This window comes from Pseudomonas sp. NPDC077186 (genome assembly GCF_044543505.1).
Classification (GTDB): domain Bacteria; phylum Pseudomonadota; class Gammaproteobacteria; order Pseudomonadales; family Pseudomonadaceae; genus Aquipseudomonas.
The window spans coordinates 1,318,893-1,338,348 of the sequence record NZ_JBITWE010000001.1 but is presented as its reverse complement, the minus strand read 5'-3'; the positions used below and the strand labels follow the sequence as shown (position 1 = coordinate 1,338,348).

Genomic DNA, 19,456 nt, shown 5'->3' with positions numbered 1-19,456 from the left:
ATTTTCGGGTACTCGCAGCTCGCCCGATGCACGGCGTCTGGCGGCCTGGCCTCGTGGGGTGACGCGGAGTCGCCCGGGTTGCGCGCACCCGGCGAAACGGCGAGCAGCCGCTGCGCATGCGGCGGCGACAGGCAAAGAAAACCCCCGCGCTGCGCAGCAGGGCGGGGGCCAGGGGGAGTTTGCTTCAGTGCGCGCCGGCGGCCTTGCTCAGGTCGCTTTCCTGCCACTGGCTGTACACGCAGGCATCGGCTGCGGCCCAGCGCACCAGCACCGGGGCGCCGGTTTGCAGGGGCGGGGTGCTGCCGGACAGCTCCTTCAGGGTCAGCTGGCTGCCGCCCGGGGTGGTCACGCTGCAGGTCAGGCTTTCGCCGAGGAACACGGTTTCCGCGACCCGCGCCTGGATCTCGTTCCAGCCGGCCGGCCGCGGCGTCGCCCCGGCCTGCTCCGGGGTCAGCACCTGGGCCTTCTCCGGGCGCACCATCAGCAGCAGCTCCTGGCCCTCGGCGATGCCCGCGGTGGGCCGAACGGCCAGGGCCTGGCCCTCGAAGCTGGCCGCGGCGTGGCCCTGGGCCTTGATCTTGAGGAAGTTGGAGTTGCCGAGGAAGGAGGCGACGAAGGCGTTTGGCGGGTTCTGGTACAGCTCGTAGCCGCTGCCCAGGCCTACGATCCGGCCGTGGCTGAAAATGGCGATGCGCTGCGACAGGCGCATGGCCTCTTCCTGGTCGTGGGTCACATAGACGATGGTGATTCCCAGGCGCCGGTGCAGGTGGCGCAGCTCGTCCTGCAGGTCCTCGCGCAGTTTCTTGTCGAGGGCGCCGAGCGGTTCGTCCATCAGCAGGATGCGCGGCTCGTAGACCAGCGCGCGGGCGATCGCCACGCGCTGCTGCTGGCCGCCGGAGAGCTGGGCCGGGCGACGGTGGGCGAACTGCTCCAGTTGCACCAGTTTGAGCATGGCCTCGACCTGGCGCTCGCGTTCGCCGCGTTCCTGCTTGCGGATGTCGAGGGGGAAGCCGATGTTGTCGCGCACGTTCAGGTGCGGGAACAGCGAGTAGCGCTGGAACACCATGCCGATGTCGCGCTTGTGCGGCGGCACGTTGACCAGGGATTTGCCGGCGACCAGGATTTCCCCGCTGCTGGGCGTCTCGAAGCCGGCCAGCATCGACAGGGTGGTGCTCTTGCCCGAGCCGCTGGAGCCAAGGAAGGTAAGGAACTCGCCCTCCTGGATATCGAGGCTGATGTTGTTCACGGCGACGAAGTCGCCATAGTGCTTGTTCAGGTTGCGCAGGCTGACCAGGGGCGCCTGGCTCTGGCTGTCTTGGATCACGGCACTCATTGGCTTTTCCTCATGAATCAGGCGCTGGGTTCGTTGCGTCGACGCAGGGCGGCGGCGATCAGCATGATCAGCAGCGACAGGCCGATGAGCAGGGTCGACGCCACCGCGATTACCGGCGTCAGGTCCTGGCGCAGGGTGGTCCACATCTTCACCGGCAGGGTCTGCAGGCTCGGGCTGGCCATCATCACGCTCAGCACCACCTCGTCCCAGGACACCAGGAAGGCGAACAACGCGCCGGCAACCAGGCCGGGGCGGATGGCCGGGAAGGTCACCTTGAGCACCGCCTGCAGGCGCGAGGCGCCGCAGATCACCGCGGCGTCCTCGATCGACTGGTCGAACAGTTTCAGCGAATTGATGATCGAGATGATGGTGAAGGGCAGCGCCACTATCACGTGGCTGACCACGAAGGCGAACAGCGTGCCGGTGTAGCCCAGCTTGAGGAACAGGGCATAGATGGCCACGGCGATGATCACCAGCGGCACTATCATCGGCAGGGTGAACAGCGCGTAGAGCAGCTCGCGGCCGGGGAACTTGCCGCGCACCAGGGCGAAGGCGCTGGGCAGGCCCAGGGCCACGGCGCAGGCGGTGGTCAGCAGGGCGACCTTGAAGCTGGTGTAGGCCGACTCCATCCACTGCGCGTTGGCGAAGAACTGCTCGTACCATTTCAGCGTCCAGCCCGGCGGCGGGAACACCAGCCACTGCGACGAGCCGAACGACAGCAGCACGATGAACAGGATCGGCAGCAGCAGGAAGGCGGCGATGGCCCCGGTGACGAGGTAGAGGCCGGCGCGCAGGCGCGGCCCCATGGCGTTGGGCGACAGCAGCATGGCTTACCTCGCGGTACTGGAAGCCACCGGCGATTCCGGTTGCAGCTTCAGATAGGCGTAGAACAGCAGCAGGGTGATGGCGATCAGCAGCGCGGCGGCGGCGCTGGCCAGGCCCCAGTTGAGGAAGGACTGCACCTGCTGGACGATGAACTCCGGCAGCATCATGTTCTGCGCGCCGCCGAGCAGGGCCGGGGTGACGTAGTAACCGAGCGACATGACGAACACCATCAGGCCGCCGGAGAACAGCCCCGGCCGGCACAGCGGCAGGAACACCCGGAAGAAGTTGCGCCAGGGGCTGGCGCCGCAGATCGAGCCGGCCTGCAGCACCATGGGGTCGATGGCGCTCATGGTCGCCTGCAGCGGCAGCACGATGAAGGGGATCATGATGTAGCTCATGCCGATCACCACGCCGGTCAGGTTGTGCACCAGCTCCAGCGGCTGATCGATCAGGCCCAGGGCCATCAGCGCCTTGTTGAGCACCCCGGAGGCCTGCAGCAGCACCAGCCAGGAATAGGTGCGTGCCAGCAGGCTGGTCCACATCGACAGCAGCACGATGCTCAGCAGCCAGCGGCCCCAGCCGCGCGGCGTCAGGGTGATCGCCCAGGCCAGCGGGAAGCCCAGCAGCAGGCTGATCAGGGTGACCAGGCCGGCGACGGCGAAGGTATTGAACAGCACGCGGGCATAGGCCGAGTTGGCGAACAGCTGCTCGTAGTTGCCCAGCCCCGGCTCCGGTTCCAGCACGCCGCGCAGCAGCAGGCCGATCAGCGGGGCGAGGAAGAACAGGCCGAGAAACAGCAGGGCGGGGATCAGCTTGGCGGCTGGGCGCCAGCGCGAAGGGCTGCGATTCATGACGGCGGCTCGGTTGGCGGCGAGGCCGCCGGCGCTGGATGCGCCGGCGCCTGCCTGGGCCGACGAGTCGGCCAGGGGTTTCACTTGACCAGCCATTCGTTCCACCGTGCGGCGATGGCCGGGCCATGCTCGGCCCAGTAGGCGAAGTCGAGGGTGATCTGATCTTCAGCGTAGGCGGTCGGCAGGTTGGGGGCCAGGTCGGCCTCGAGCTGGGCGACGCTGCCGGTGTTGACCGGGGCATAGGCGGTGAGGTTGGCGAAGTCGGCCTGGCCCTTGGCGCTGGCCGCGTTGGCCAGGAACTGCATGGCCGCTTGCTTGTTCTTCGAGCCCTTGGGGATGACCAGGAAATCGGCCATCACCAGGTTCTGCTTCCAGCTCACCCCGACCGGCGCGCCGTCCTGCTGCAGGGCATAGATGCGGCCGTTCCAGAACTGGCCGAGGCTCGCCTCGCCGGAGGCCAGCAGCTGCTGCGACTGGGCGCCGCCGCCCCACCAGACGATGTCCTTCTTGATGCTGTCGAGCTTCTTGAAGGCGCGATCCAGATCCAGCGGGTAGAGCTGCTCGATGGCCACGCCGTCGGCCAGCAGCGCCAGTTCCAGCACGCCGGGGCTGGGCCATTTGTACAGGGCGCGCTTGCCCGGGTAGGTGGCGGTATCGAACAGCGCGCTCCAGTCCTGCGGCGCCTTGCCGCCGAGGCGGCCCTGGTTGTAGCCGAGCACGAAGGAGAAGTAGAAGGAGCCGACGCCGTGGTCGGAGACGAAACGCGGGTCGAGCTGCGTGCGGTCGATCACGCTGAAGTCGAGCGGTTCGAGCAGGCCTTCGCGGGCGGCGCGCAGGGCGAAGTCGGCTTCCACGTCGACCACGTCCCACTGCACGTTGCCGCTCTCGACCATGGCCTTGAGCTTGCCGTAGTCGGTCGGCCCGTCCTGCAGCACCTTGATCCCGGTCTTCTCGCTGAAGGGGGCGGCCCAGGCCGTGGTCTGCGCTTCCTGGGTGGTGCCGCCCCAGCTGACGAAGCTGAGGTTGTCGGCGGCGCTGGCCGCGCCTGCGCCGGCGACCATGAGTGCGGTGGCGAACACCGCGGTAGCAGTTTTCTTGAACACCATCTTGCTTGCCCTCGTTGTTGTGTTTGTACGCAAGCGGGCTTTGGCGGTGCCCGCCTTTCAGGGAGCAGTGGCCCACAAGGGGCTTTGTGACTGGCCTGCCGAGGCTGCTCAGGGCGGTTTCCCGGGGTGGGCAGCGTCGGCAAAATATCTCGGCCTACGGAATGTCATATTATGGTATTCCAAACTTTGTGCAAGGCCCAATCGCGGCGATTTTCGCGGCGCGTGCGGGCGCATCCCCGGCGGCCTGCCAGGGCAGTCGCCGGCGATGCGGGTAAGTGCTTGAAATAGAAAAACAAGCGCGCCGGGCACGGGCCGCCCGGGGCTGGCCGGAGGACGGCGCCGGGGCGGCGCCATCCGTCAGCTGGTGGTCATCCCTGGAACGGGATGCTTTCCACCACTTCCAGGTCATAGCCCGTCAGGCCGGCGTACTTGAGCGGCGGGCCGAGGTGGCGCAGCTTGCCCACGCCCAGGTCCTGGAGGATCTGCGCGCCGGTGCCCACCTCGGAGTAGATGCGCGATTGCGAGCGGCTGAACTGTCGGCGCGGCTGGGTCAGTTGCGGCACACGTTCGAGCAGCGCCTGCGACGACTCGTTGTTGGCCAGCACCACCACCACCCCGTGGCCGGCCTCCGCCACTTTCTGCAGGGCCGCCCACAGCGTCCAGTTCTGCGGGCCGGTGTACTCGGCGCCGACCAGGTCGCGCAGCGGGTCGATCACGTGCACGCGCACCAGGGTCGGCTCGTCGCGGCGGATCTCGCCCATCGCCATGGCCATGTGCACGCCGCCCTCGATGCGATCCTCGTAGGTCACCAGGCGGAAGGTGCCGTGCACCGTGGGCAGCTCGCGCTCGCCGATGCGGCTGACGGTGTGCTCGGTGCTCAGGCGGTAGTGGATGAGGTCGGCGATGGTGCCGATCTTGATGCCGTGCTGCGCGGCGAACTTTTCCAGGTCGGGGCGGCGGGCCATGCTGCCGTCTTCGTTCATCACCTCGACTATCACCGCCGCCGGGCTCAGCCCGGCCAGGCGCGCCAGGTCGCAGCCGGCCTCGGTGTGGCCGGCACGGGTCAGCACGCCGCCCTCGCGGGCGCGCAGGGGGAAGATATGACCCGGCTGGACCAGGTCGTCCGCGCAGGCGTCGGGCGCCACCGCGGCGAGCACGGTGAGGCAGCGGTCGGCGGCGGAGATGCCGGTGGTCACCCCCTGCGCGGCCTCGATGGAGACGGTGAAGGCGGTGGCGAAGGCGCTGCCGTTGGCCGGCACCATCTGCTCCAGGCCCAGGCGCTGGCAGTGTTCGTCGGTCAGGGTCAGGCAGATCAGGCCGCGCGCCTCGCGCGCCATGAAGTTGATCGCCGCGGGCGTGCATTTCTCGGCCGCCAGCAGCAGGTCTCCCTCGTTCTCGCGATCCTCGTCGTCGACCAGCAGCACCATCTTGCCTTGGCGGAAGTCTTCGATGATTTCTTCGATGGGGTTGAATGGCATGTCGGGGTCCCGGGTGTGGATATCGGTAGAAGTTTAATGGTATACCATAATACCGTATTAACCTAAGCCTGGACGACCGCCATGAAGGCCTACTGGATTGCCCACGTCGATGTCACCGACCCCGCTCAATACGCCGAATACACCAGCCGCGCGCCGGCGGTGTTCGCCCAGTACGGCGGCCGACTGCTGGCCCGCGGCGGCCGCAGCGAAGCGCTGGAGGGCAGGGCCACGCCGCAACGCAGCGTGGTGATCGAGTTCGAGTCCTATGAACAGGCGCTGGCCTGCTACCGTTCCGCGCAGTACCAGGCGGCCTGCGCCCATCGCGCGGGTGTCGCGCAGGCTGAAGTAATCATAGTCGAGGGAATCTAGGGCGGCCGCGGCCTGGCGGTAGCCCGGATGCAATCCGGGCTACCGAGGTGAACCGGCTCGTAGGGTGACGTGCGCACTGAGGCAGAGGGCTATCGCCGGTGCGCGCGGGCCTAGGCAAAAAGTCGTCATTCCCGCGCAGGCGGGACAGCAGCTTTATCGCTGAACAGCGCTTGCGCTGGCCCGAAGGGGAATAATCCGGAACCTTCGTAGTACCTGGGCTCCCGCCTTCGCGGGAGTGACGGTTAATGGCTTTTCAGAACTTTTCTAGGCGGCCCCGCGACACGCGGCGTGGCTTGGCACCTCAGCGGATAAAGTGCACCTTGCCGCAGTCGTCGTTGCCCATGTAGATGCCGTAGACGCCGGCCTGGCGCTCGTCGATATAGCGCTCGAGGATCTGCCGGATGGCCGGGTAATAGATGCTCTCCCAGGGAATCTCCTCGGGCGCGAAGAAGCGGTAGGCGAGGGTTTCCGGGCCGTGCTGGCCGCTAATCTCCAGGGCGACGGCGCGGAAGATGATGTACACCTCGCTGATCTTCGGCACGCTGAAGATGGAGTAGGGCGAGACGATCTCAGCGCGGATGCCGCTCTCCTCCCAGACCTCGCGCAGGGCGGCCTGCTCGGTGGTCTCGCCGTTCTCCATGAAGCCGGCCGGCAGCGTCCAGGTGCCCGGGCGCGGCGGGATGGCGCGCTGGCACAGCAGGTACTTGCCGTCCTGCTCGATGATGCAGCCGGCGATGACCTTAGGGTTCTCGTAGTGGATGTAGCCGCAGGCCGCGCAGATCAGCCGCTCGTGGGTGTCCCCATCCGGCTGCCGGCGGCTGAGGCCGGGGTCGCCGCATTGCGGGCAGAAGCGCGGGCTGGGCATGGCGTCAGCGTCCTATGCGCGGCTCTTGCAGCGCGATGGGGGTGACGAAGTCGCGCACCGCGCCCGGCTCGTCCTGCTTGGACTTGAGGTAGTCCAGCGCCACCTTGGCCGCGGCGCGCACGTGGTCCACCGAGGCCTGGTGCGCGGCCAGCGGGTCGCCGCTCTTGATCGCCTCGACCATGCGCTCCATCTCCTGGTTGCTGCTGCCGCGGCGGTTGCTCTGCGACACCGAGGTGGCGCGCAGGTAGCTGATGCGCGCCTGCAACTGGCGCAGCTGGGTCGCCGCGATCTGGTTGCCGGAGCCCTCCAGCAGCACGTCGTAGAAGCCCTGCACCGAGTCGAGCACCTCCTGCAGGTCGCCGCTTTCCAGCACCTTGCGGTTCTCCTCCAGGGCCTTCTCCAGGGCGCGGATGTCCTTGGGCATGGCGTTGAGCGTGAACAGCTGGACGATCAGGCCTTCGAGCACGCAGCGCAGCTCGTAGATGTCGCGCGCGTCCTCCAGGGTGATGATGGCCACGCGCGGGCCCTTGGCCCCGGCGAACTCCACCAGGCCTTCGGACTCCAGGTGGCGCAGCGCCTCGCGCACCGAGGTGCGGCTGACGCCGAGGCGCTCGCACAGGTCGCGTTCCACCAGCCGGTCGCCGGGCAGCAGTTGAAAGTTCATGATGGCGCCGCGCAACTTGTCCAGCACGATTTCGCGCAGGGTGACGGGGTTGCGATTGACCTTGAAGCTGTCGTCGAGAGGCAAGCGTTTCATGGGGTCCGCTCTGTTATGGCTGTCCGTAGGAAATAGCAAAAGAGCACCCGGTCGAGGAACCCGGTGCTCTCGGTCTAGCGCATGACACGGCCCCCTCAGTCCTTGGTTTCCGCGTCGGCCTCGGCGAAGGCTTCGCGGGCGATGCGGAAGCTGTCGACCGCCGCCGGCACGCCGCAGTAGATGCCGACCTGCAGCAGAATCTCGCGAATCTGCTCGCGGCTGAGGCCGTTGCGCAGGGCGCCGCGAATATGCAACTTCAGCTCGTGGGGGCGATTCAGCGCCGAAATCATGGCCAAGTTTATCATGCTGCGTTCTTGCAGCGACAAACCCTCGCGGCCCCAGACGTGGCCCCAGCAGTATTCGGTGACCAGCTCCTGCAGCGGCCGGTTGAAGTCGTCGGCGTTCTCGATCGACTTGTTGACATAGGCCTCGCCCAGCACCTGGGTGCGGATGGCCAGGCCTTTCTCGTACTTCGCGTTGCTCATGGGGTTCTCCTTCGCGGTTACAGGCCGCCCATCAGGGTGTACTTGATCTCCAGATAGTCCTCGATGCCGTACTTCGAGCCTTCGCGGCCGAGGCCCGAGGACTTGATGCCGCCGAACGGCGCGACCTCGGTGGAGATCAGCCCTTCGTTGATGCCGACCATGCCGTACTCCAGCGCCTCGCTCATGCGCCAGGCGCGGCCCAGGTCGCGGGTGTAGCAGTAGGCGGCCAGGCCGTACTCGGTGTCGTTGGCCAGGCGCACGGCCTCGGCCTCGTCGGCGAAGCGGAACACCGCGGCCAGCGGGCCGAAGGTTTCCTCGCGGGCCACCTTCATCGCGTCGTTCACCCCGGCCAGCACGGTGGGCAGGAAGAAGCCGTGGCCCAGCGGATGGCGCTCGCCGCCGAGCACCAGGCGCGCGCCCTTGGCCAGGGCGTCCTGTACGTGATCCTCGACCTTCTCCACGGCGCGCTGGTTGATCAGCGGGCCGAGCTTGACGCCCTCGGCGAAGCCGTCGCCGACGGCCAGCTCGGCGACGCGCTCGGCCAGGCGGGCGACGAAGGCATCGTGGATGCCGTCCTGCACCAGGAAGCGGTTGACGCACACGCAGGTCTGCCCGGCGTTGCGGTACTTGGCGATCAGCGCGCCGTCCACCGCGCGCTCCAGGTCGGCGTCATCGAAGACGATGAAGGGGGCGTTGCCGCCCAGCTCCAGCGAGACCTTCTTCAGGGTGGCGGCCGACTGCGCCATCAGCAGCTTGCCGATCGGCGTGGAGCCGGTGAACGACAGCTTGCGCACCGCGGCGCTGGCGGTCAGCTCGCCGCCGATGGCCACGGCGTCGCCGGTGACCACGTTGAGGATGCCGGCGGGAATCCCCGCCTGCTCGGCCAGGGCGGCCAGGGCCAGGGCGGAGAAGGGGGTTTCCGGCGCCGGCTTGACGATGCACGGGCAGCCGGCGGCCAGCGCCGGGCCGACCTTGCGGGTGATCATCGCGGCGGGGAAGTTCCACGGTGTGATGGCGGCGACCACGCCGATCGGCTCCTTGCTCACCACGATGCGCGCATCGCCCTTGTGGCTGGGAATGGTGTCGCCGTAGATGCGCTTGGCCTCCTCGGCGAACCACTCGATAAAGCTGGCGGCGTAGAGGATCTCGCCCTTCGCCTCGGCCAGCGGCTTGCCCTGTTCCAGGGTGAGCAGCTCGGCCAGCGCGTCGGCGTTGTCCAGGATCAGCGCGTGCCAGCGCTTGAGCAGGCCGCTGCGCTCCTTGGCGGTCAGCGCCCGCCAGGCCGGCCAGGCGCGGTTGGCGGCGGCGATGGCCTGGCGGGTTTCCTCGGCGCCCATGTTCGGCACGGTGCCGATCTGCTGGCCGTTGGCGGGGTTGAAGATGGCGCTGGTCGCGCCGTCCTGGGCGTCGAGCCAGTGCCCGTCGATATAGGCCTGTTGGCGCAGCAAAGCATTCATGGCGGCTCCCTTGAACGGTGTGAGCAACGAGCGCGGCGGCTCGCTGCGACGAATAAACGGGGCTCTGTACGAGTTAGCAGTCGAGCGCCCTGTAGGAGCGGATTGATCCGCGAAAATCGCGGCTGAAGCCGCTCCTACAGCAGCTAGATCGGCGCAGCGACAGCCAACTGCGACATGGCCCAAAAAGACCGCGACCGAGGGTGAGTGGGCGCGGTCGCAACCGGGTATCAGGCGATGGAGGGCAGGGCGCCGAGCTTGCCGCGGTGATAGACCATGGGCGTCACCTCCTGCTCGGGCAGGATCAGGTTCTTCACCGCGCCGACGATGATGGCGTGGTCGCCGCCGTCGTACTCGCGCCACAGCTCGCATTCGATGATGGCGGTGGCCTTGGCCAGCAGCGGGTTGCCCAACTCGCTCAGGTGCCAGTCGATGCCCTTGGCCTTGTCCTTGCCCTTGCCGGCGAAGGCGTAGGCCTCGGCCTGCTGGTCGGCGCACAGCAGGTGGATGGCGAACTGCTTGCTGTCGCGCAGCACCGGATAGGTATCGGAGGCGTAGTTGGGGCAGAACAGCACCAGCGCCGGGTCGATGGACAGCGCGCTGAAGGCGCTGGCGGTGATGCCGACTATGTCGCCGCCGGCGTCCAGGGTGGTGACCACGGTGACGCCGGACGGGAAGGAGCCCATCACTTCTTTGTAGATGCCGGGTTCGATCATTTCGCAGGTCTCCTAGCGCATGACGAAGGGGTCGGGCATGGGCGCCTGCGAGAGGTTGATCCACACCGTTTTCAGCTCGGTGTAGGCCAGCACCGAATCGATGCCGCTCTCGCGGCCGTAGCCGCTGTTGTGAAAGCCGCCGATCGGCGCCATGGCCGAGACCGCGCGGTAGGTGTTGACCCAGATGATCCCCGAGCGCACGTCGCGCGCCATGCGGTGGGCACGGCCGAGGTCGCGGGTCCAGATGCCGGCGGCGAGGCCGAACTGCGAGTCGTTGGCCAGCTCCAGGGCCTCGGCCTCGTCCTTGAAGCGGATCACCGAGGCGACCGGGCCGAACACCTCTTCCTGCATGATCTTCATCGAGTGGCGGTCGCACTCGAACAGGGTCGGCTCGTAGTACCAGCCCTTGGCGTCGATTGCGGGGCGCTTGCCGCCCAGGCGCAGGCGCGCGCCCTCGGCCAGAGCGTCGGCGACCAGGCCCTCGACCACGGCGAGCTGCTGCGCGGTGGCCATGGGGCCCATCTCGCTGGCGTCGTCCTGCGGGTTGCCGATGCGGATGCGCCGGGCGCGTTCGATCAGGCGCTCGACGAACTGGTCGTAGATCGCGTCCTGCACCAGCAGGCGCGAGCCGGCCACGCAGCTCTGCCCGGAGGCGGCGTAGATACCGGCCACGGCGCCGTTGATGGCGCTGTCCAGGTCGGCGTCGGCGAAGATGATGTTGGGCGATTTGCCGCCCAGCTCCAGCGACAGCTTGGCAAAGTTCTCCGCGCTGCTGCGCACCACGTGACGGGCGGTGGCGGCGCCGCCGGTGAAGGCGATCTTGCGCACCAGCGGGTGGCGGGTCAGCGCCGCGCCGGTGCTCGGGCCGAAGCCGGTGACCACGTTGACCACGCCGGGCGGGAAGCCGGCCTCGAGCGCCAGGCGGGCCAGCTCGAGGATGGTCGCCGAGGCGTGCTCGGAGGGCTTCAGGACGATGGTATTGCCGGCCGCCAGGGCCGGGGCCAGCTTGATCGCGGTCAGGTACAGCGGGCTGTTCCAGGGGATGATCCCGGCTACCACGCCGATCGGCTCGTGCACCGTGTAGGCGAACATCTCCGGCTTGTCGATCGGCAGGGTGCCGCCTTCGAGCTTGTCGGCCAGGCCCGCGGTGTAGTGGAAGAACTCCGGCAGGTAGCCGACCTGGCCGCGGGTCTCGCGGATCAGCTTGCCGTTGTCGCGGCTTTCCAGCTGGGCCAGGTGCTCCTTGTGCTCGGCGATCAGATCGCCCAGGCGGCGCAGCAGCTTGCCGCGCGCGCTGGCATTCAGCTTGCGCCAGGCCGGATTCTCGAAGGCGCGCTGGGCGGCCTGCACGGCGCGCTCGACGTCCTGCTCGTCGGCATCCGGCAGTTCGGCCCAGGGTTCGGCCAGGGCCGGGTTGAGGCTTTCAAAGGTCTTGCCGGACAGCGCATCGAGCCACTGGCCGTCGATGCACATGTGGAAACGGGCGAGTGTCATGCGACTATCCCCTCTGCTGGATTCCGTAGGGTCTGGGCCTGCTGCAGGAAGTTCAGCAGCACCTGGTTGACCAGGCGCGGCGATTCCACCGGCATCATATGCCGCTGCTCGGCGAGCACCGCGACCTGGGCGCCGGGAATGCGCTCGGCCAGTTGCCGGGCCATCTCCGGGGTCGAGCCCGGGTCCAGCTCGCCGGTGGCGATCAGGGTCGGCGCCTGGATGCTGCCCAGGTCGTCGACGCGGTACATGTCCTGGGTGGCAAACAGCTCGTAAGTGGTCAGGTAGCCCTGCGGATCGTTGCCGGCCAGGGTCTGGCGGATGGCCGCGATCTGCGCCGGGTTGGCCGCCTGGTATTCGCGGCTGAACCAGCGCGACAGGGCTTCCTCGGCGTTGGCGTCCGGGCCGTGTTCGGCGGCCTGGCGGGTGCGCTCGATGACCCCGGCGCGCTGCGCGGCGCTGCGGTTGAACACGCTGTTGAGAACCACCAGGGCATCCAGTTGCTGCGGATGGTGCAGGGCGAAGGCCCGCGCCACCAGGCCGCCCATGGAGAAGCCGATGACGCTGGCGCGCTCGATCTGCAGGTGCTCGAGCAGCTCGCGCAGCTGCTCGGCATAGCCGGGCAGGCCGGTGCCCGGCTGCGGGCGCGGGCTGGCGCCGTGGCCGAGCATGTCGTAGGCGATGACCTGGAAATGCGGGGCCAGACCGACGATCTGGCCGCCCCACATTTCCTTGTTCAGGCCGACGCCGTGGATCAGCACCACGGGGTGACCTTGACCGGTGGCCAGGTAGCTGGTGCCGGCGGGGGTGGATTTAGCGGTGAGCCGAATCATGGAAAGCTCCTGCGCGGGCCTTGAGGATCACTGCGCCTGTTCGGCGGCCAGCTCTTCCAGGTCGATGTAGCGGTTGCCGATGCGCGGGTGCAGGCGGCCACCGTTGGCGGCGCCGAGCACCACCACGATCTCGTCGGCGCGCGGCGCGTCCTCGATCTGCATTTCCAGGGTGATGTAGTGCGAGCGCAGGCCCTCGTCGTCCTTGTGCATCATCGGGATCTGGATCGAGGTGCCGGGGCCGCCGCGCTTGTTGGTGAAGCTCAGGTAGCTCTTGGCGTTGACCGCCTGGCGGTAGTGGTTGCCGAAGCGCAGGGTGTGGATCACCGCCGAGGCGTGCTCGATCTCGCCGTCTGCGCCGACCACCGCGGCCTTGCCGTAGGCCTCGATCTTCGCCGCGCCGCCGATGGCGGCAGTCAGGCGCTCGACCATCATGGCGCCGAGTTCGGAGCAGTGGGCCTTGATCTCCGGCTTGAGGTCCTCGACGAAGCCGCGGCCGAGCCAGGGGTTCTTGATCACCACGGCCAGGCCGACCATGGTCACCGGCTGGTCGCTGGCCTTGCCGCCTTCGATCAGGGTTTCTTCGATATAGCTGACGATCTTGCGGATCTCGAAACTCATGGATGTGCTCCTCTGCGCTGTGGGTAGGGGTGCGGGCTGGCACCGCTCAGTTGGTATCATGGTATACCATAATACGAGATGCGCAAGTCAAGCCTTGCGCTTTTCCCGCAACGCCCGTCGGACGGTGCCTGGCGGGGGAAGACCATTGATCGGCGACGTTTCAACAAGGCATTGAAATGGCGATTTGGTTGATGGTATACCGTAATACATCGCAAGACGATGCCGCCTGCCCGTCGCGCCTGCATGGCGCGGCCCGGCCCTTGCGACGTCCCATCGGTTCATTACAAAAACAAGGAGACGCCTGTGAGCGAACGTCCCAAGAACCACCTCGAACGCGTGTTCGCAGGTGTCAACCCGACCATGGCGATCGCCTCGCTCGCCATGGTCCTGGCCTTCGTCTTGTTCACCGTGAGCAACGCCGAACTGGCCAACGGCATCTATACCGGCGCCAAGGCCTGGATCGAGGGTTCGTTGGGCTGGTACTACGTGGCGGTGGTCAGCGCGGTGCTGTTCTTCACCTTCTGGGTCGGCTTCAGCCGCTTCGGCAATCTGCGCCTGGGCCAGGACGATGAACGCCCCGAGTTCAGCAACTTCTCCTGGTTCGCCATGCTGTTCAGCGCCGCGGTCGGCACCGGCCTGCTGTTCTGGAGCATCGCCGAGCCGCTGATGCACATGCAGGGCAACCCCTACATGGAAATGGCCGGGGTCGCCGCGGGCAGCGCCGAGGCCGCGCAGATCGCCCTGCGCATCACCATGTTCCACTGGGGCCTGCACGGCTGGTGCATCTATATAGTGGTGGGCCTGGTACTGGCCTACTTCACCTACCGGCATAACCTGCCGCTGACCATCCGCTCGGCGCTCTATCCGCTGCTGGGCGAGCGTATCCACGGGCCGATCGGCCACGCGGTGGACCTGCTGGCGATCTTCAGCACCCTGTTCGGCACCGCCACCACCCTGGGTCTGAGCGTGTCGCAGATGAACGCCGGGCTGAGCTACATGTTCGGCTGGGAAATCTCCACCACCAACCAGCTGCTGCTGATCGCCGGCACCTCGCTGGTGGCGACCTTCTCCGCCGTCTCCGGCGTGCGCCGCGGCATCCTCTGGCTCAGCGAGTGGAATATCCGCCTGAGCAGCATCCTCTTCCTGTTCCTGCTGCTGGCCGGGCCGACCGTGTTCCTGCTGGGCCTGTACGCCACCAGCATCGGCGACTACCTGGCGCACTTCATCCCCATGGGGCTGTGGACCGACGCCAACCCCGAGCGTCAGTGGCAAGGCTGGTGGACCATCTTCTACTGGGGCTGGTGGCTGTCCTGGGGCCCGTTCGTCGGCATGTTCATCGCCCGCATCTCCCGTGGCCGCACCGTGCGCCAGGTGGTGGTGGGCGGGATGCTGGCCTCCACCCTCGGCGCCTTCCTGTGGATAGTGATCATGGGCGGCACCGGCGTGTACCTGCAGCTCAACGGCGTCGACCTGGCCAGCGTGGCCAACAGCGACCTGACCATGGTGCTGTACAAGACCATCGAAGGCCTCGGCGTAGAGTGGGCCATCCTGCCCATGGCCGGCCTGGCGACGCTGATGATCGTCAGCTGGTTCGTCACCTCGGCCGATTCGGCGACCCTGGTGATCTGCACCATCCTCTCGATGGGCGACCACAACCCGCCGCAGCGCTACCGCATCATCTGGGGCCTGGGCCTCGGCGCGCTGGCCGGCGTGCTGCTGCTGGCCGGCGGCCTGCAGGGGCTGCAGGGGCTGCAGGCGGCGACCATCGCCGCGGCGCTGCCGTTCTCCCTGGTGCTGCTGCTGATCTGCTACTGCCTGGTCAAGGCGCTGCATCAGGAGGAGGCTGCGCTGCAGCAGGGCCGCGACCTGCGGGTAAGCGCCCGCACGTCCTGAGTACCGACTCGGGCCTGTCCACACCTGCGCGGCTGTGGGCAGGCCGTTTTCAGGGCGCTGCCTCGTCCCCGAACGGTTGCGATTCAGGGCTCATGCCGTCAAGTCAGGACAATACGCCAACCCGCTCGCCCTGATGAAGCCGCTCAAGGTGCAGGAGCGAGAGTTGTCCTGGCTACCCACCGAGCAAATCGGTGAGCTGCTGGAACAGATACGGCGCGGCTGCGACAACCCGCACGTCGAGATAATCGCCCTGATCTGCCTGGCCACTGGGGCGCTATGGCCTGAGGCCGAGAAGCTGAAACCGACCGGTCTACGCAAAAGCGTGATCACCTTCAGCGGAACCAAGAACGGCAAGGTTCGTTCGGTGCCGATCACTGCAGAGCTAGAAGCCAAGATCGTCAGGCACTGGAAGCAACACGGCCAGCCAAACTCGGCTATCACCTCGTTCCGCCGCGCCCTGGCCAGGACGACCATCCGCCTACCGAAAGGCCAGGCCGCCCACGCCCTACGACACACCTTCGCCAGCCACTTCATCCAAAACGGCGGCAACATCCTCAACCTGCAGAAGATCCCGGGTTACTTCAGCCTGGCCATGACCATGCGCTATGCACACCTGGCGCCGGATCATCTGCAGGATGCGGTACGCTTTGGCCCGCTCTCGTCTCTATGATTCAGATATTCCATTGATGGAATGTTTCTTTGGGGTTATATTTTCGCCATGACTTGGGATATTGAATACACCGACGAGTTCGGTGAGTGGTGGGAAAGCTTGTCTGCTGAGGAACAGGAGTCCGTTGCGGTGTCAGTCCGGCTCTTGGAGGCGCGAGGCCCGTCACTTGGCTTTCCACACAGCAGCGGAATCAACGGCTCTCGTCACAGCCACATGCGCGAGCTGAGGACGCAGCACGAAGGCCGACCATACAGAACCCTGTATGCATTCGATCCCAGGCGCTCGGCTATTTTGCTGATCGGTGGCGACAAGACTGGTGATGATCGTTGGTATGACATCAACGTTCCGCTGTCTGATCGACTGTATGACGAACATCTGGAACAGCTTCGAAAGGAGGGCTTGATAGATGGCTAAGAAATTTGCAGAGCTGCGCGCAAAAATGGCGCCTGAGGCTCAGGCCAGGGTAGAGGCCAAAGCCCAGGAGCTGCTTGCAGAGATGCCGCTTCATGAGCTGCGTCAGGCTCGTGGGTTGTCCCAGAAGGTGCTGGCTGAGGTGCTGCATGTACAGCAACCATCCATTGCCAAGATGGAAAAGCGGACAGACATGTACATTTCCACTTTACGTAGCCACATCGAAGCCATGGGTGGTCAGTTGGATGTCATTGCCCGGTTTCCCGATGGTTCGGTGAAGATCAGCAATTTTTCAGACATCGAAAGCGATCTTCTCCCGCAGGCCTAACGCTTCGACACCTTTTCGACACCCCAAAGAAAAACCCCTGACTTTCTCTAGGAAAATCAGGGGTTTATTTGGTGGGCCGGGGTAATCTGAATTGATATTTTATCCTATTGAAATATATAGGAAAATTCCGGTTTAATTTCTGCTTGGAATACCGTTTGGAATACCTGATGGCTGGATTTGAACTCAGGGTGCTGTAGCGCTTCCTGGAGGCTGATCCTGCTGTCTCTGCCGGCGGAGCGGCATTCAATCATCGGTGAGATACACGCCGGCGTCAGCTTCCATCCTCACCAGGTTCTCAATGATTTGAGCGCGTTTCAGGCCATGCGCTTCAGCTAGCGCATCGAGCTGGGCGATCACCGTTTTCGAGAGCATGACGTTGACCTGCTTCTTATCGGCGGCGCGCTCGTCGAATTGCTTACGACTCCATCGCCTCTTGATCTCTCGAATCATGGCCGTCCGTTCGTTGCGGCCTATATCTTCCTGGTCGAAGAACATCAGCAGCTCTTGGTGGCTGCTGATAGGAGGCTGTCTTGAAAATGACGTCAGGTACTTCTTCTGAAGCCACTCCCATGCGCAGGCGCATCGCTTCTCGCCGTCTTTTTTATCGGCGAACCACTCGAACTCGCTGTCCTTTGCTTTGTGCCTGAGCCAGTCCAGGTGAAGGAGTTCGACCTCGGATGCCTTCTCCGCAAGATCGACATCCCAAAGGTCGATCATGGCGATGAGGCGGTCCCTGCCAGTGAGGTGGACTAGGCCGCGAGGCAGGCGCAGGCCAGTCATCTGCTCAATCTCGCGGAGCAGCCACCGATACTGCCGTTCATCCTCTGCGATCCATTCCAGCTTTTCGTTTGGAAGCAGGAGCCGGTCCTTCTCTCGAGGGATACGGGACTGGAATAGCTTCTGATCCTTCAGGGATCGGGCTATCTCGTCACGCATGGTGAGGCCGTTGCAGGTTTTGAGATCAAGCCTGGCCTCTCTGTAGTAGTCGAGGTACAGCCACAGCCAGATGTCGTGGCGATGGTTTCGATGAGGATCTTGGAGCAGCTCGCTCACCTTCCGTCAAGAGCGCATCCAAAAAGACCCGGTGCAAGCGTTTCCAGTTGAGCAATATAGCTGGGTGCGGGTTCAAATCCCTGTTGGGGAGTTGAACGAAAGCAGCGTCCTCCGGAGCGGGAGCTGGTTCCGGATGTTGAGGCACTTTAATGCCTTATTCTGTGGGTAAGGCGATATTTTAGGCATTAAATTGCCTTTTTGTGTGTGTAGGTCTAGTATTTAGGCATTAAAGTGCCGGTGTCTGGTATGCACAATCTTACTCTACAGGTTTATACGGATGGCCAGTGGCGCAATGCCATGGAGGTCTGTTTCGAGCAGCCCGAGGAAGGGCTGGAGGGTACTTGTGCTTATGGCTACCAGCAGGGCTATCTGGTTGACTCCTTGGAGTCTGTCGGCAGTCGGCTGAATGTGGCTGTCAGTGCAGCTTACCCACTCGGCTGGGACTCCTGGCGAGATAAGAAGGCTCCAGCGTTTCTCTTCGACATCCTGCCATCAGGTGCAGCGAGACGCTTTCTACTGAAACGTTTGGGGGGGGGGCGGCCCGAAGGTCTCAATCTTGATCTCTACCTCCTTGGGCGTTGCACACCTGCGCCAATTGGAAATCTGCGTATCAAGGAGTCCGTCGAGGCGATTGCGGGCAGTCCTGTGCTCGGCTTTACGCGCGATGAGGTTATTAGTCGGGACTCGCGATTCCTGGAGTACGCGTATGAGCAGGGCGCAGCCATTGGCGGGGCGACAGGTGCTGGCGGTGAGGCCCCCAAACTGTTGCTGACTGAAGATCGGCAGGGCGCCTTACATCCAGATGCCGTGCTGCCAGATGCAGACGCCGCCCAGCACTGGTTTGTGAAGTTCGCGCGTAACAAAGCCAGTCAGACCGATCAGGACATCCTGCGCAGCGAGTACTGCTTCTATCGTGCCGTCCAGCAGCTCGGAATGGATACGGTTGCAGCTGAAGGGTTGGCATTGGAGGAGGGCAATAAGCCCAGTCTCTGGATGCATCGCTTTGATCGCGAGATTAGCCCCGCAGGGGTTAGCCGAACTGCCGTTGAGTCCATGTACTCGCTATGCGGTGTAACCGAGGCGGGTAGCTACATGCTGCACACGCACGTGCTGGGGAATCTGGTCGAGCTATGGCGAGCTGTTGGGCAGGAACAGCAGATCGGAGATCTGGTGTTTGAATACATGCGGCGTGATCTGCTGAACCAGATTCTCGGTAATTCAGATAACCACGGACGCAACACTGCGATTCTCCGATGCGAGCAGGGGGTTCGGTTGGCGCCAATCTACGACCTGGCACCGATGGTCATGGACGAGGAGGGGGTTACGCGTACGACGAAGTGGCCAAAGCACATCGAGCTTGCTGGAGAGGTCAACTGGAGAGCGGCCTGTGATGAGGTCGCAGAGTGGGTTGATGCCGATGAGCTGTTCCAACGATTGCGGTTGGCAGCTCAGGACTTCCTCGCGCTACCTGACTTGCTGAGTGCACAAGGGCTTCCCGATTCAACCATGAGTCATCCTCGTATAGCCCTGAGAAATCTCCAGCAGCGGATGCTTCAGTGGGGGTTGGTCTAAATGGACATTCTTGAGCGCAATCGCATTTTGAATGAGCTGCAGCAGCAGTTGGCTAGCGGCGAGATCACGATTGGAGGAGCAGTGCGGCGTCTGCGTAAGGAGGTGACTGGCTTGCAGCAGGCCAGATTTGCACAGATGTGCAAGCTGTCATTGCGCGCCTTGCGACAGCTGGAACTGGATGAGAGCAACCCGACGGTTCAGACGCTGAACAGTGTGTTTAATCCCTTTGGCATGCAGGTCGGCATTGTGCCGAAGACTCCGCGTTGAGCGGCGGCTGCATGCTGGTTCTTAAGGCTGGATGAGCGCTGGAGAAAACACATGGATTATTCATCGCTGCTCTCTAGGGTC

21 protein-coding genes are annotated in these 19,456 nt (G+C 65.0%); 7 read left to right on the top strand and 14 right to left on the bottom strand.

All coding sequences use genetic code 11. The features are described 5' to 3' along the window. Nucleotides 1–184: 184 nt before the first annotated feature. The 5 genes from ACIGKL_RS06340 to ribBA all read right to left on the bottom strand — a co-directional run bounded on the left by ACIGKL_RS06340 (nucleotide 185) and on the right by ribBA (nucleotide 5,593). A complete protein-coding gene (locus ACIGKL_RS06340) occupies nucleotides 185–1,333 on the bottom strand; it encodes an ABC transporter ATP-binding protein (RefSeq protein ID WP_397485835.1) in 1,149 nt (382 codons plus the stop codon). Between the two features lie 17 nt (nucleotides 1,334–1,350). Continuing rightward, nucleotides 1,351–2,160 (bottom strand): ABC transporter permease, encoded by an 810-nt coding sequence (locus ACIGKL_RS06335; protein ID WP_397485834.1) that lies wholly within the window; start codon nucleotides 2,158–2,160, stop codon nucleotides 1,351–1,353. Nucleotides 2,161–2,163: 3 nt separating this feature from the next. Then, nucleotides 2,164–3,009, bottom strand: a complete 846-nt coding sequence (locus ACIGKL_RS06330) for an ABC transporter permease (RefSeq protein ID WP_397485833.1) — start codon at nucleotides 3,007–3,009, stop codon at nucleotides 2,164–2,166. Between the two features lie 80 nt (nucleotides 3,010–3,089). Next, the gene (locus ACIGKL_RS06325) at nucleotides 3,090–4,115 is read right to left on the bottom strand and encodes a polyamine ABC transporter substrate-binding protein (protein ID WP_397485832.1); all 1,026 of its coding nucleotides are present in this window, start codon (nucleotides 4,113–4,115) and stop codon (nucleotides 3,090–3,092) included. Nucleotides 4,116–4,483: 368 nt separating this feature from the next. After that, the gene (gene ribBA, locus ACIGKL_RS06320) at nucleotides 4,484–5,593 is read right to left on the bottom strand and encodes a bifunctional 3,4-dihydroxy-2-butanone-4-phosphate synthase/GTP cyclohydrolase II (RefSeq protein WP_397485831.1); all 1,110 of its coding nucleotides are present in this window, start codon (nucleotides 5,591–5,593) and stop codon (nucleotides 4,484–4,486) included. A gap of 81 nt (nucleotides 5,594–5,674) precedes the next feature. On the opposite strand from ribBA, the gene ACIGKL_RS06315 reads away from it, so the two are divergent. Beyond that, a complete protein-coding gene (locus ACIGKL_RS06315; RefSeq protein WP_148118863.1) occupies nucleotides 5,675–5,962 on the top strand; it encodes a DUF1330 domain-containing protein in 288 nt (95 codons plus the stop codon). 301 nt (nucleotides 5,963–6,263) lie between these two features. Here ACIGKL_RS06315 and ACIGKL_RS06310 read toward each other — a convergent pair whose 3' ends face one another. From ACIGKL_RS06310 to ACIGKL_RS06275, 8 genes are all read right to left on the bottom strand, one after another. Next, on the bottom strand, nucleotides 6,264–6,827 hold the full coding sequence (locus ACIGKL_RS06310; RefSeq protein WP_397485830.1) for an NUDIX hydrolase: 564 nt from the start codon (nucleotides 6,825–6,827) through the stop codon (nucleotides 6,264–6,266). 4 nt (nucleotides 6,828–6,831) lie between these two features. Further along, nucleotides 6,832–7,584: a GntR family transcriptional regulator gene (locus tag ACIGKL_RS06305; protein ID WP_397485829.1), complete on the bottom strand. Its 753-nt coding sequence runs from the start codon at nucleotides 7,582–7,584 to the stop codon at nucleotides 6,832–6,834. Between the two features lie 95 nt (nucleotides 7,585–7,679). After that, nucleotides 7,680–8,069 carry a carboxymuconolactone decarboxylase family protein gene (locus tag ACIGKL_RS06300; RefSeq protein ID WP_148118861.1) on the bottom strand — a complete coding sequence of 130 codons (390 nt, stop codon included), beginning with the start codon at nucleotides 8,067–8,069 and terminating at the stop codon, nucleotides 7,680–7,682. Between the two features lie 17 nt (nucleotides 8,070–8,086). Beyond that, on the bottom strand, nucleotides 8,087–9,526 hold the full coding sequence (locus ACIGKL_RS06295; RefSeq protein ID WP_397485828.1) for an NAD-dependent succinate-semialdehyde dehydrogenase: 1,440 nt from the start codon (nucleotides 9,524–9,526) through the stop codon (nucleotides 8,087–8,089). Between the two features lie 227 nt (nucleotides 9,527–9,753). After that, nucleotides 9,754–10,239 carry a flavin reductase family protein gene (locus tag ACIGKL_RS06290; RefSeq protein WP_350424482.1) on the bottom strand — a complete coding sequence of 162 codons (486 nt, stop codon included), beginning with the start codon at nucleotides 10,237–10,239 and terminating at the stop codon, nucleotides 9,754–9,756. A 12-nt stretch (nucleotides 10,240–10,251) separates the two neighbouring features. After that, nucleotides 10,252–11,733, bottom strand: a complete 1,482-nt coding sequence (locus ACIGKL_RS06285) for an aldehyde dehydrogenase (protein WP_397485827.1) — start codon at nucleotides 11,731–11,733, stop codon at nucleotides 10,252–10,254. After that, nucleotides 11,730–12,563, bottom strand: a complete 834-nt coding sequence (locus ACIGKL_RS06280) for an alpha/beta fold hydrolase (RefSeq protein WP_397485826.1) — start codon at nucleotides 12,561–12,563, stop codon at nucleotides 11,730–11,732. The genes ACIGKL_RS06285 and ACIGKL_RS06280 overlap by 4 nt, the downstream gene beginning before the upstream one ends. A gap of 27 nt (nucleotides 12,564–12,590) precedes the next feature. Beyond that, nucleotides 12,591–13,181, bottom strand: a complete 591-nt coding sequence (locus ACIGKL_RS06275) for an amino acid synthesis family protein (RefSeq protein ID WP_397485825.1) — start codon at nucleotides 13,179–13,181, stop codon at nucleotides 12,591–12,593. A 303-nt stretch (nucleotides 13,182–13,484) separates the two neighbouring features. On the opposite strand from ACIGKL_RS06275, the gene ACIGKL_RS06270 reads away from it, so the two are divergent. From ACIGKL_RS06270 to ACIGKL_RS06255, 4 genes are all read left to right on the top strand, one after another. After that, nucleotides 13,485–15,074: a BCCT family transporter gene (locus tag ACIGKL_RS06270; RefSeq protein ID WP_397485824.1), complete on the top strand. Its 1,590-nt coding sequence runs from the start codon at nucleotides 13,485–13,487 to the stop codon at nucleotides 15,072–15,074. 133 nt (nucleotides 15,075–15,207) lie between these two features. After that, nucleotides 15,208–15,744: a tyrosine-type recombinase/integrase gene (locus ACIGKL_RS06265; protein WP_397485823.1), complete on the top strand. Its 537-nt coding sequence runs from the start codon at nucleotides 15,208–15,210 to the stop codon at nucleotides 15,742–15,744. Between the two features lie 48 nt (nucleotides 15,745–15,792). Beyond that, the gene (locus ACIGKL_RS06260) at nucleotides 15,793–16,158 is read left to right on the top strand and encodes a type II toxin-antitoxin system RelE/ParE family toxin (protein WP_397485822.1); all 366 of its coding nucleotides are present in this window, start codon (nucleotides 15,793–15,795) and stop codon (nucleotides 16,156–16,158) included. Continuing rightward, nucleotides 16,151–16,483: an XRE family transcriptional regulator gene (locus ACIGKL_RS06255; RefSeq protein WP_397485821.1), complete on the top strand. Its 333-nt coding sequence runs from the start codon at nucleotides 16,151–16,153 to the stop codon at nucleotides 16,481–16,483. The genes ACIGKL_RS06260 and ACIGKL_RS06255 overlap by 8 nt, the downstream gene beginning before the upstream one ends. 243 nt (nucleotides 16,484–16,726) lie before the next feature. Here ACIGKL_RS06255 and ACIGKL_RS06250 read toward each other — a convergent pair whose 3' ends face one another. Continuing rightward, nucleotides 16,727–17,536, bottom strand: a complete 810-nt coding sequence (locus ACIGKL_RS06250) for a hypothetical protein (protein WP_397485820.1) — start codon at nucleotides 17,534–17,536, stop codon at nucleotides 16,727–16,729. A 246-nt stretch (nucleotides 17,537–17,782) separates the two neighbouring features. On the opposite strand from ACIGKL_RS06250, the gene ACIGKL_RS06245 reads away from it, so the two are divergent. Both ACIGKL_RS06245 and ACIGKL_RS06240 read left to right on the top strand, forming a co-directional pair. Next, nucleotides 17,783–19,108 (top strand): type II toxin-antitoxin system HipA family toxin, encoded by a 1,326-nt coding sequence (locus tag ACIGKL_RS06245; protein WP_397485819.1) that lies wholly within the window; start codon nucleotides 17,783–17,785, stop codon nucleotides 19,106–19,108. Continuing rightward, nucleotides 19,109–19,375 (top strand): helix-turn-helix domain-containing protein, encoded by a 267-nt coding sequence (locus ACIGKL_RS06240; RefSeq protein ID WP_003459718.1) that lies wholly within the window; start codon nucleotides 19,109–19,111, stop codon nucleotides 19,373–19,375. The last annotated feature ends 81 nt before the right edge of the window (nucleotides 19,376–19,456 follow it).

Bases quoted from the DNA above. Each gene is read 5' to 3' on its own strand.
- ACIGKL_RS06240 (WP_003459718.1), top strand. From the start codon at position 19,109: ATGGACATTCTTGAGCGCAATCGCATTTTGAATGAGCTGCAGCAGCAG.
- ACIGKL_RS06255 (WP_397485821.1), top strand. From the start codon at position 16,151: ATGGCTAAGAAATTTGCAGAGCTGCGCGCAAAAATGGCGCCTGAGGCT.
- ACIGKL_RS06245 (WP_397485819.1), top strand. From the start codon at position 17,783: ATGCACAATCTTACTCTACAGGTTTATACGGATGGCCAGTGGCGCAAT.
- ACIGKL_RS06295 (WP_397485828.1), bottom strand. From the start codon at position 9,526: ATGAATGCTTTGCTGCGCCAACAGGCCTATATCGACGGGCACTGGCTC.
- ACIGKL_RS06300 (WP_148118861.1), bottom strand. From the start codon at position 8,069: ATGAGCAACGCGAAGTACGAGAAAGGCCTGGCCATCCGCACCCAGGTG.
- ACIGKL_RS06285 (WP_397485827.1), bottom strand. From the start codon at position 11,733: ATGACACTCGCCCGTTTCCACATGTGCATCGACGGCCAGTGGCTCGAT.
- ACIGKL_RS06265 (WP_397485823.1), top strand. From the start codon at position 15,208: ATGAAGCCGCTCAAGGTGCAGGAGCGAGAGTTGTCCTGGCTACCCACC.
- ACIGKL_RS06280 (WP_397485826.1), bottom strand. From the start codon at position 12,563: ATGATTCGGCTCACCGCTAAATCCACCCCCGCCGGCACCAGCTACCTG.
- ACIGKL_RS06340 (WP_397485835.1), bottom strand. From the start codon at position 1,333: ATGAGTGCCGTGATCCAAGACAGCCAGAGCCAGGCGCCCCTGGTCAGC.
- ACIGKL_RS06335 (WP_397485834.1), bottom strand. From the start codon at position 2,160: ATGCTGCTGTCGCCCAACGCCATGGGGCCGCGCCTGCGCGCCGGCCTC.
- ACIGKL_RS06290 (WP_350424482.1), bottom strand. From the start codon at position 10,239: ATGATCGAACCCGGCATCTACAAAGAAGTGATGGGCTCCTTCCCGTCC.
- ACIGKL_RS06310 (WP_397485830.1), bottom strand. From the start codon at position 6,827: ATGCCCAGCCCGCGCTTCTGCCCGCAATGCGGCGACCCCGGCCTCAGC.
- ribBA (WP_397485831.1), bottom strand. From the start codon at position 5,593: ATGCCATTCAACCCCATCGAAGAAATCATCGAAGACTTCCGCCAAGGC.
- ACIGKL_RS06330 (WP_397485833.1), bottom strand. From the start codon at position 3,009: ATGAATCGCAGCCCTTCGCGCTGGCGCCCAGCCGCCAAGCTGATCCCC.
- ACIGKL_RS06260 (WP_397485822.1), top strand. From the start codon at position 15,793: ATGACTTGGGATATTGAATACACCGACGAGTTCGGTGAGTGGTGGGAA.
- ACIGKL_RS06315 (WP_148118863.1), top strand. From the start codon at position 5,675: ATGAAGGCCTACTGGATTGCCCACGTCGATGTCACCGACCCCGCTCAA.
- ACIGKL_RS06325 (WP_397485832.1), bottom strand. From the start codon at position 4,115: ATGGTGTTCAAGAAAACTGCTACCGCGGTGTTCGCCACCGCACTCATG.
- ACIGKL_RS06275 (WP_397485825.1), bottom strand. From the start codon at position 13,181: ATGAGTTTCGAGATCCGCAAGATCGTCAGCTATATCGAAGAAACCCTG.
- ACIGKL_RS06305 (WP_397485829.1), bottom strand. From the start codon at position 7,584: ATGAAACGCTTGCCTCTCGACGACAGCTTCAAGGTCAATCGCAACCCC.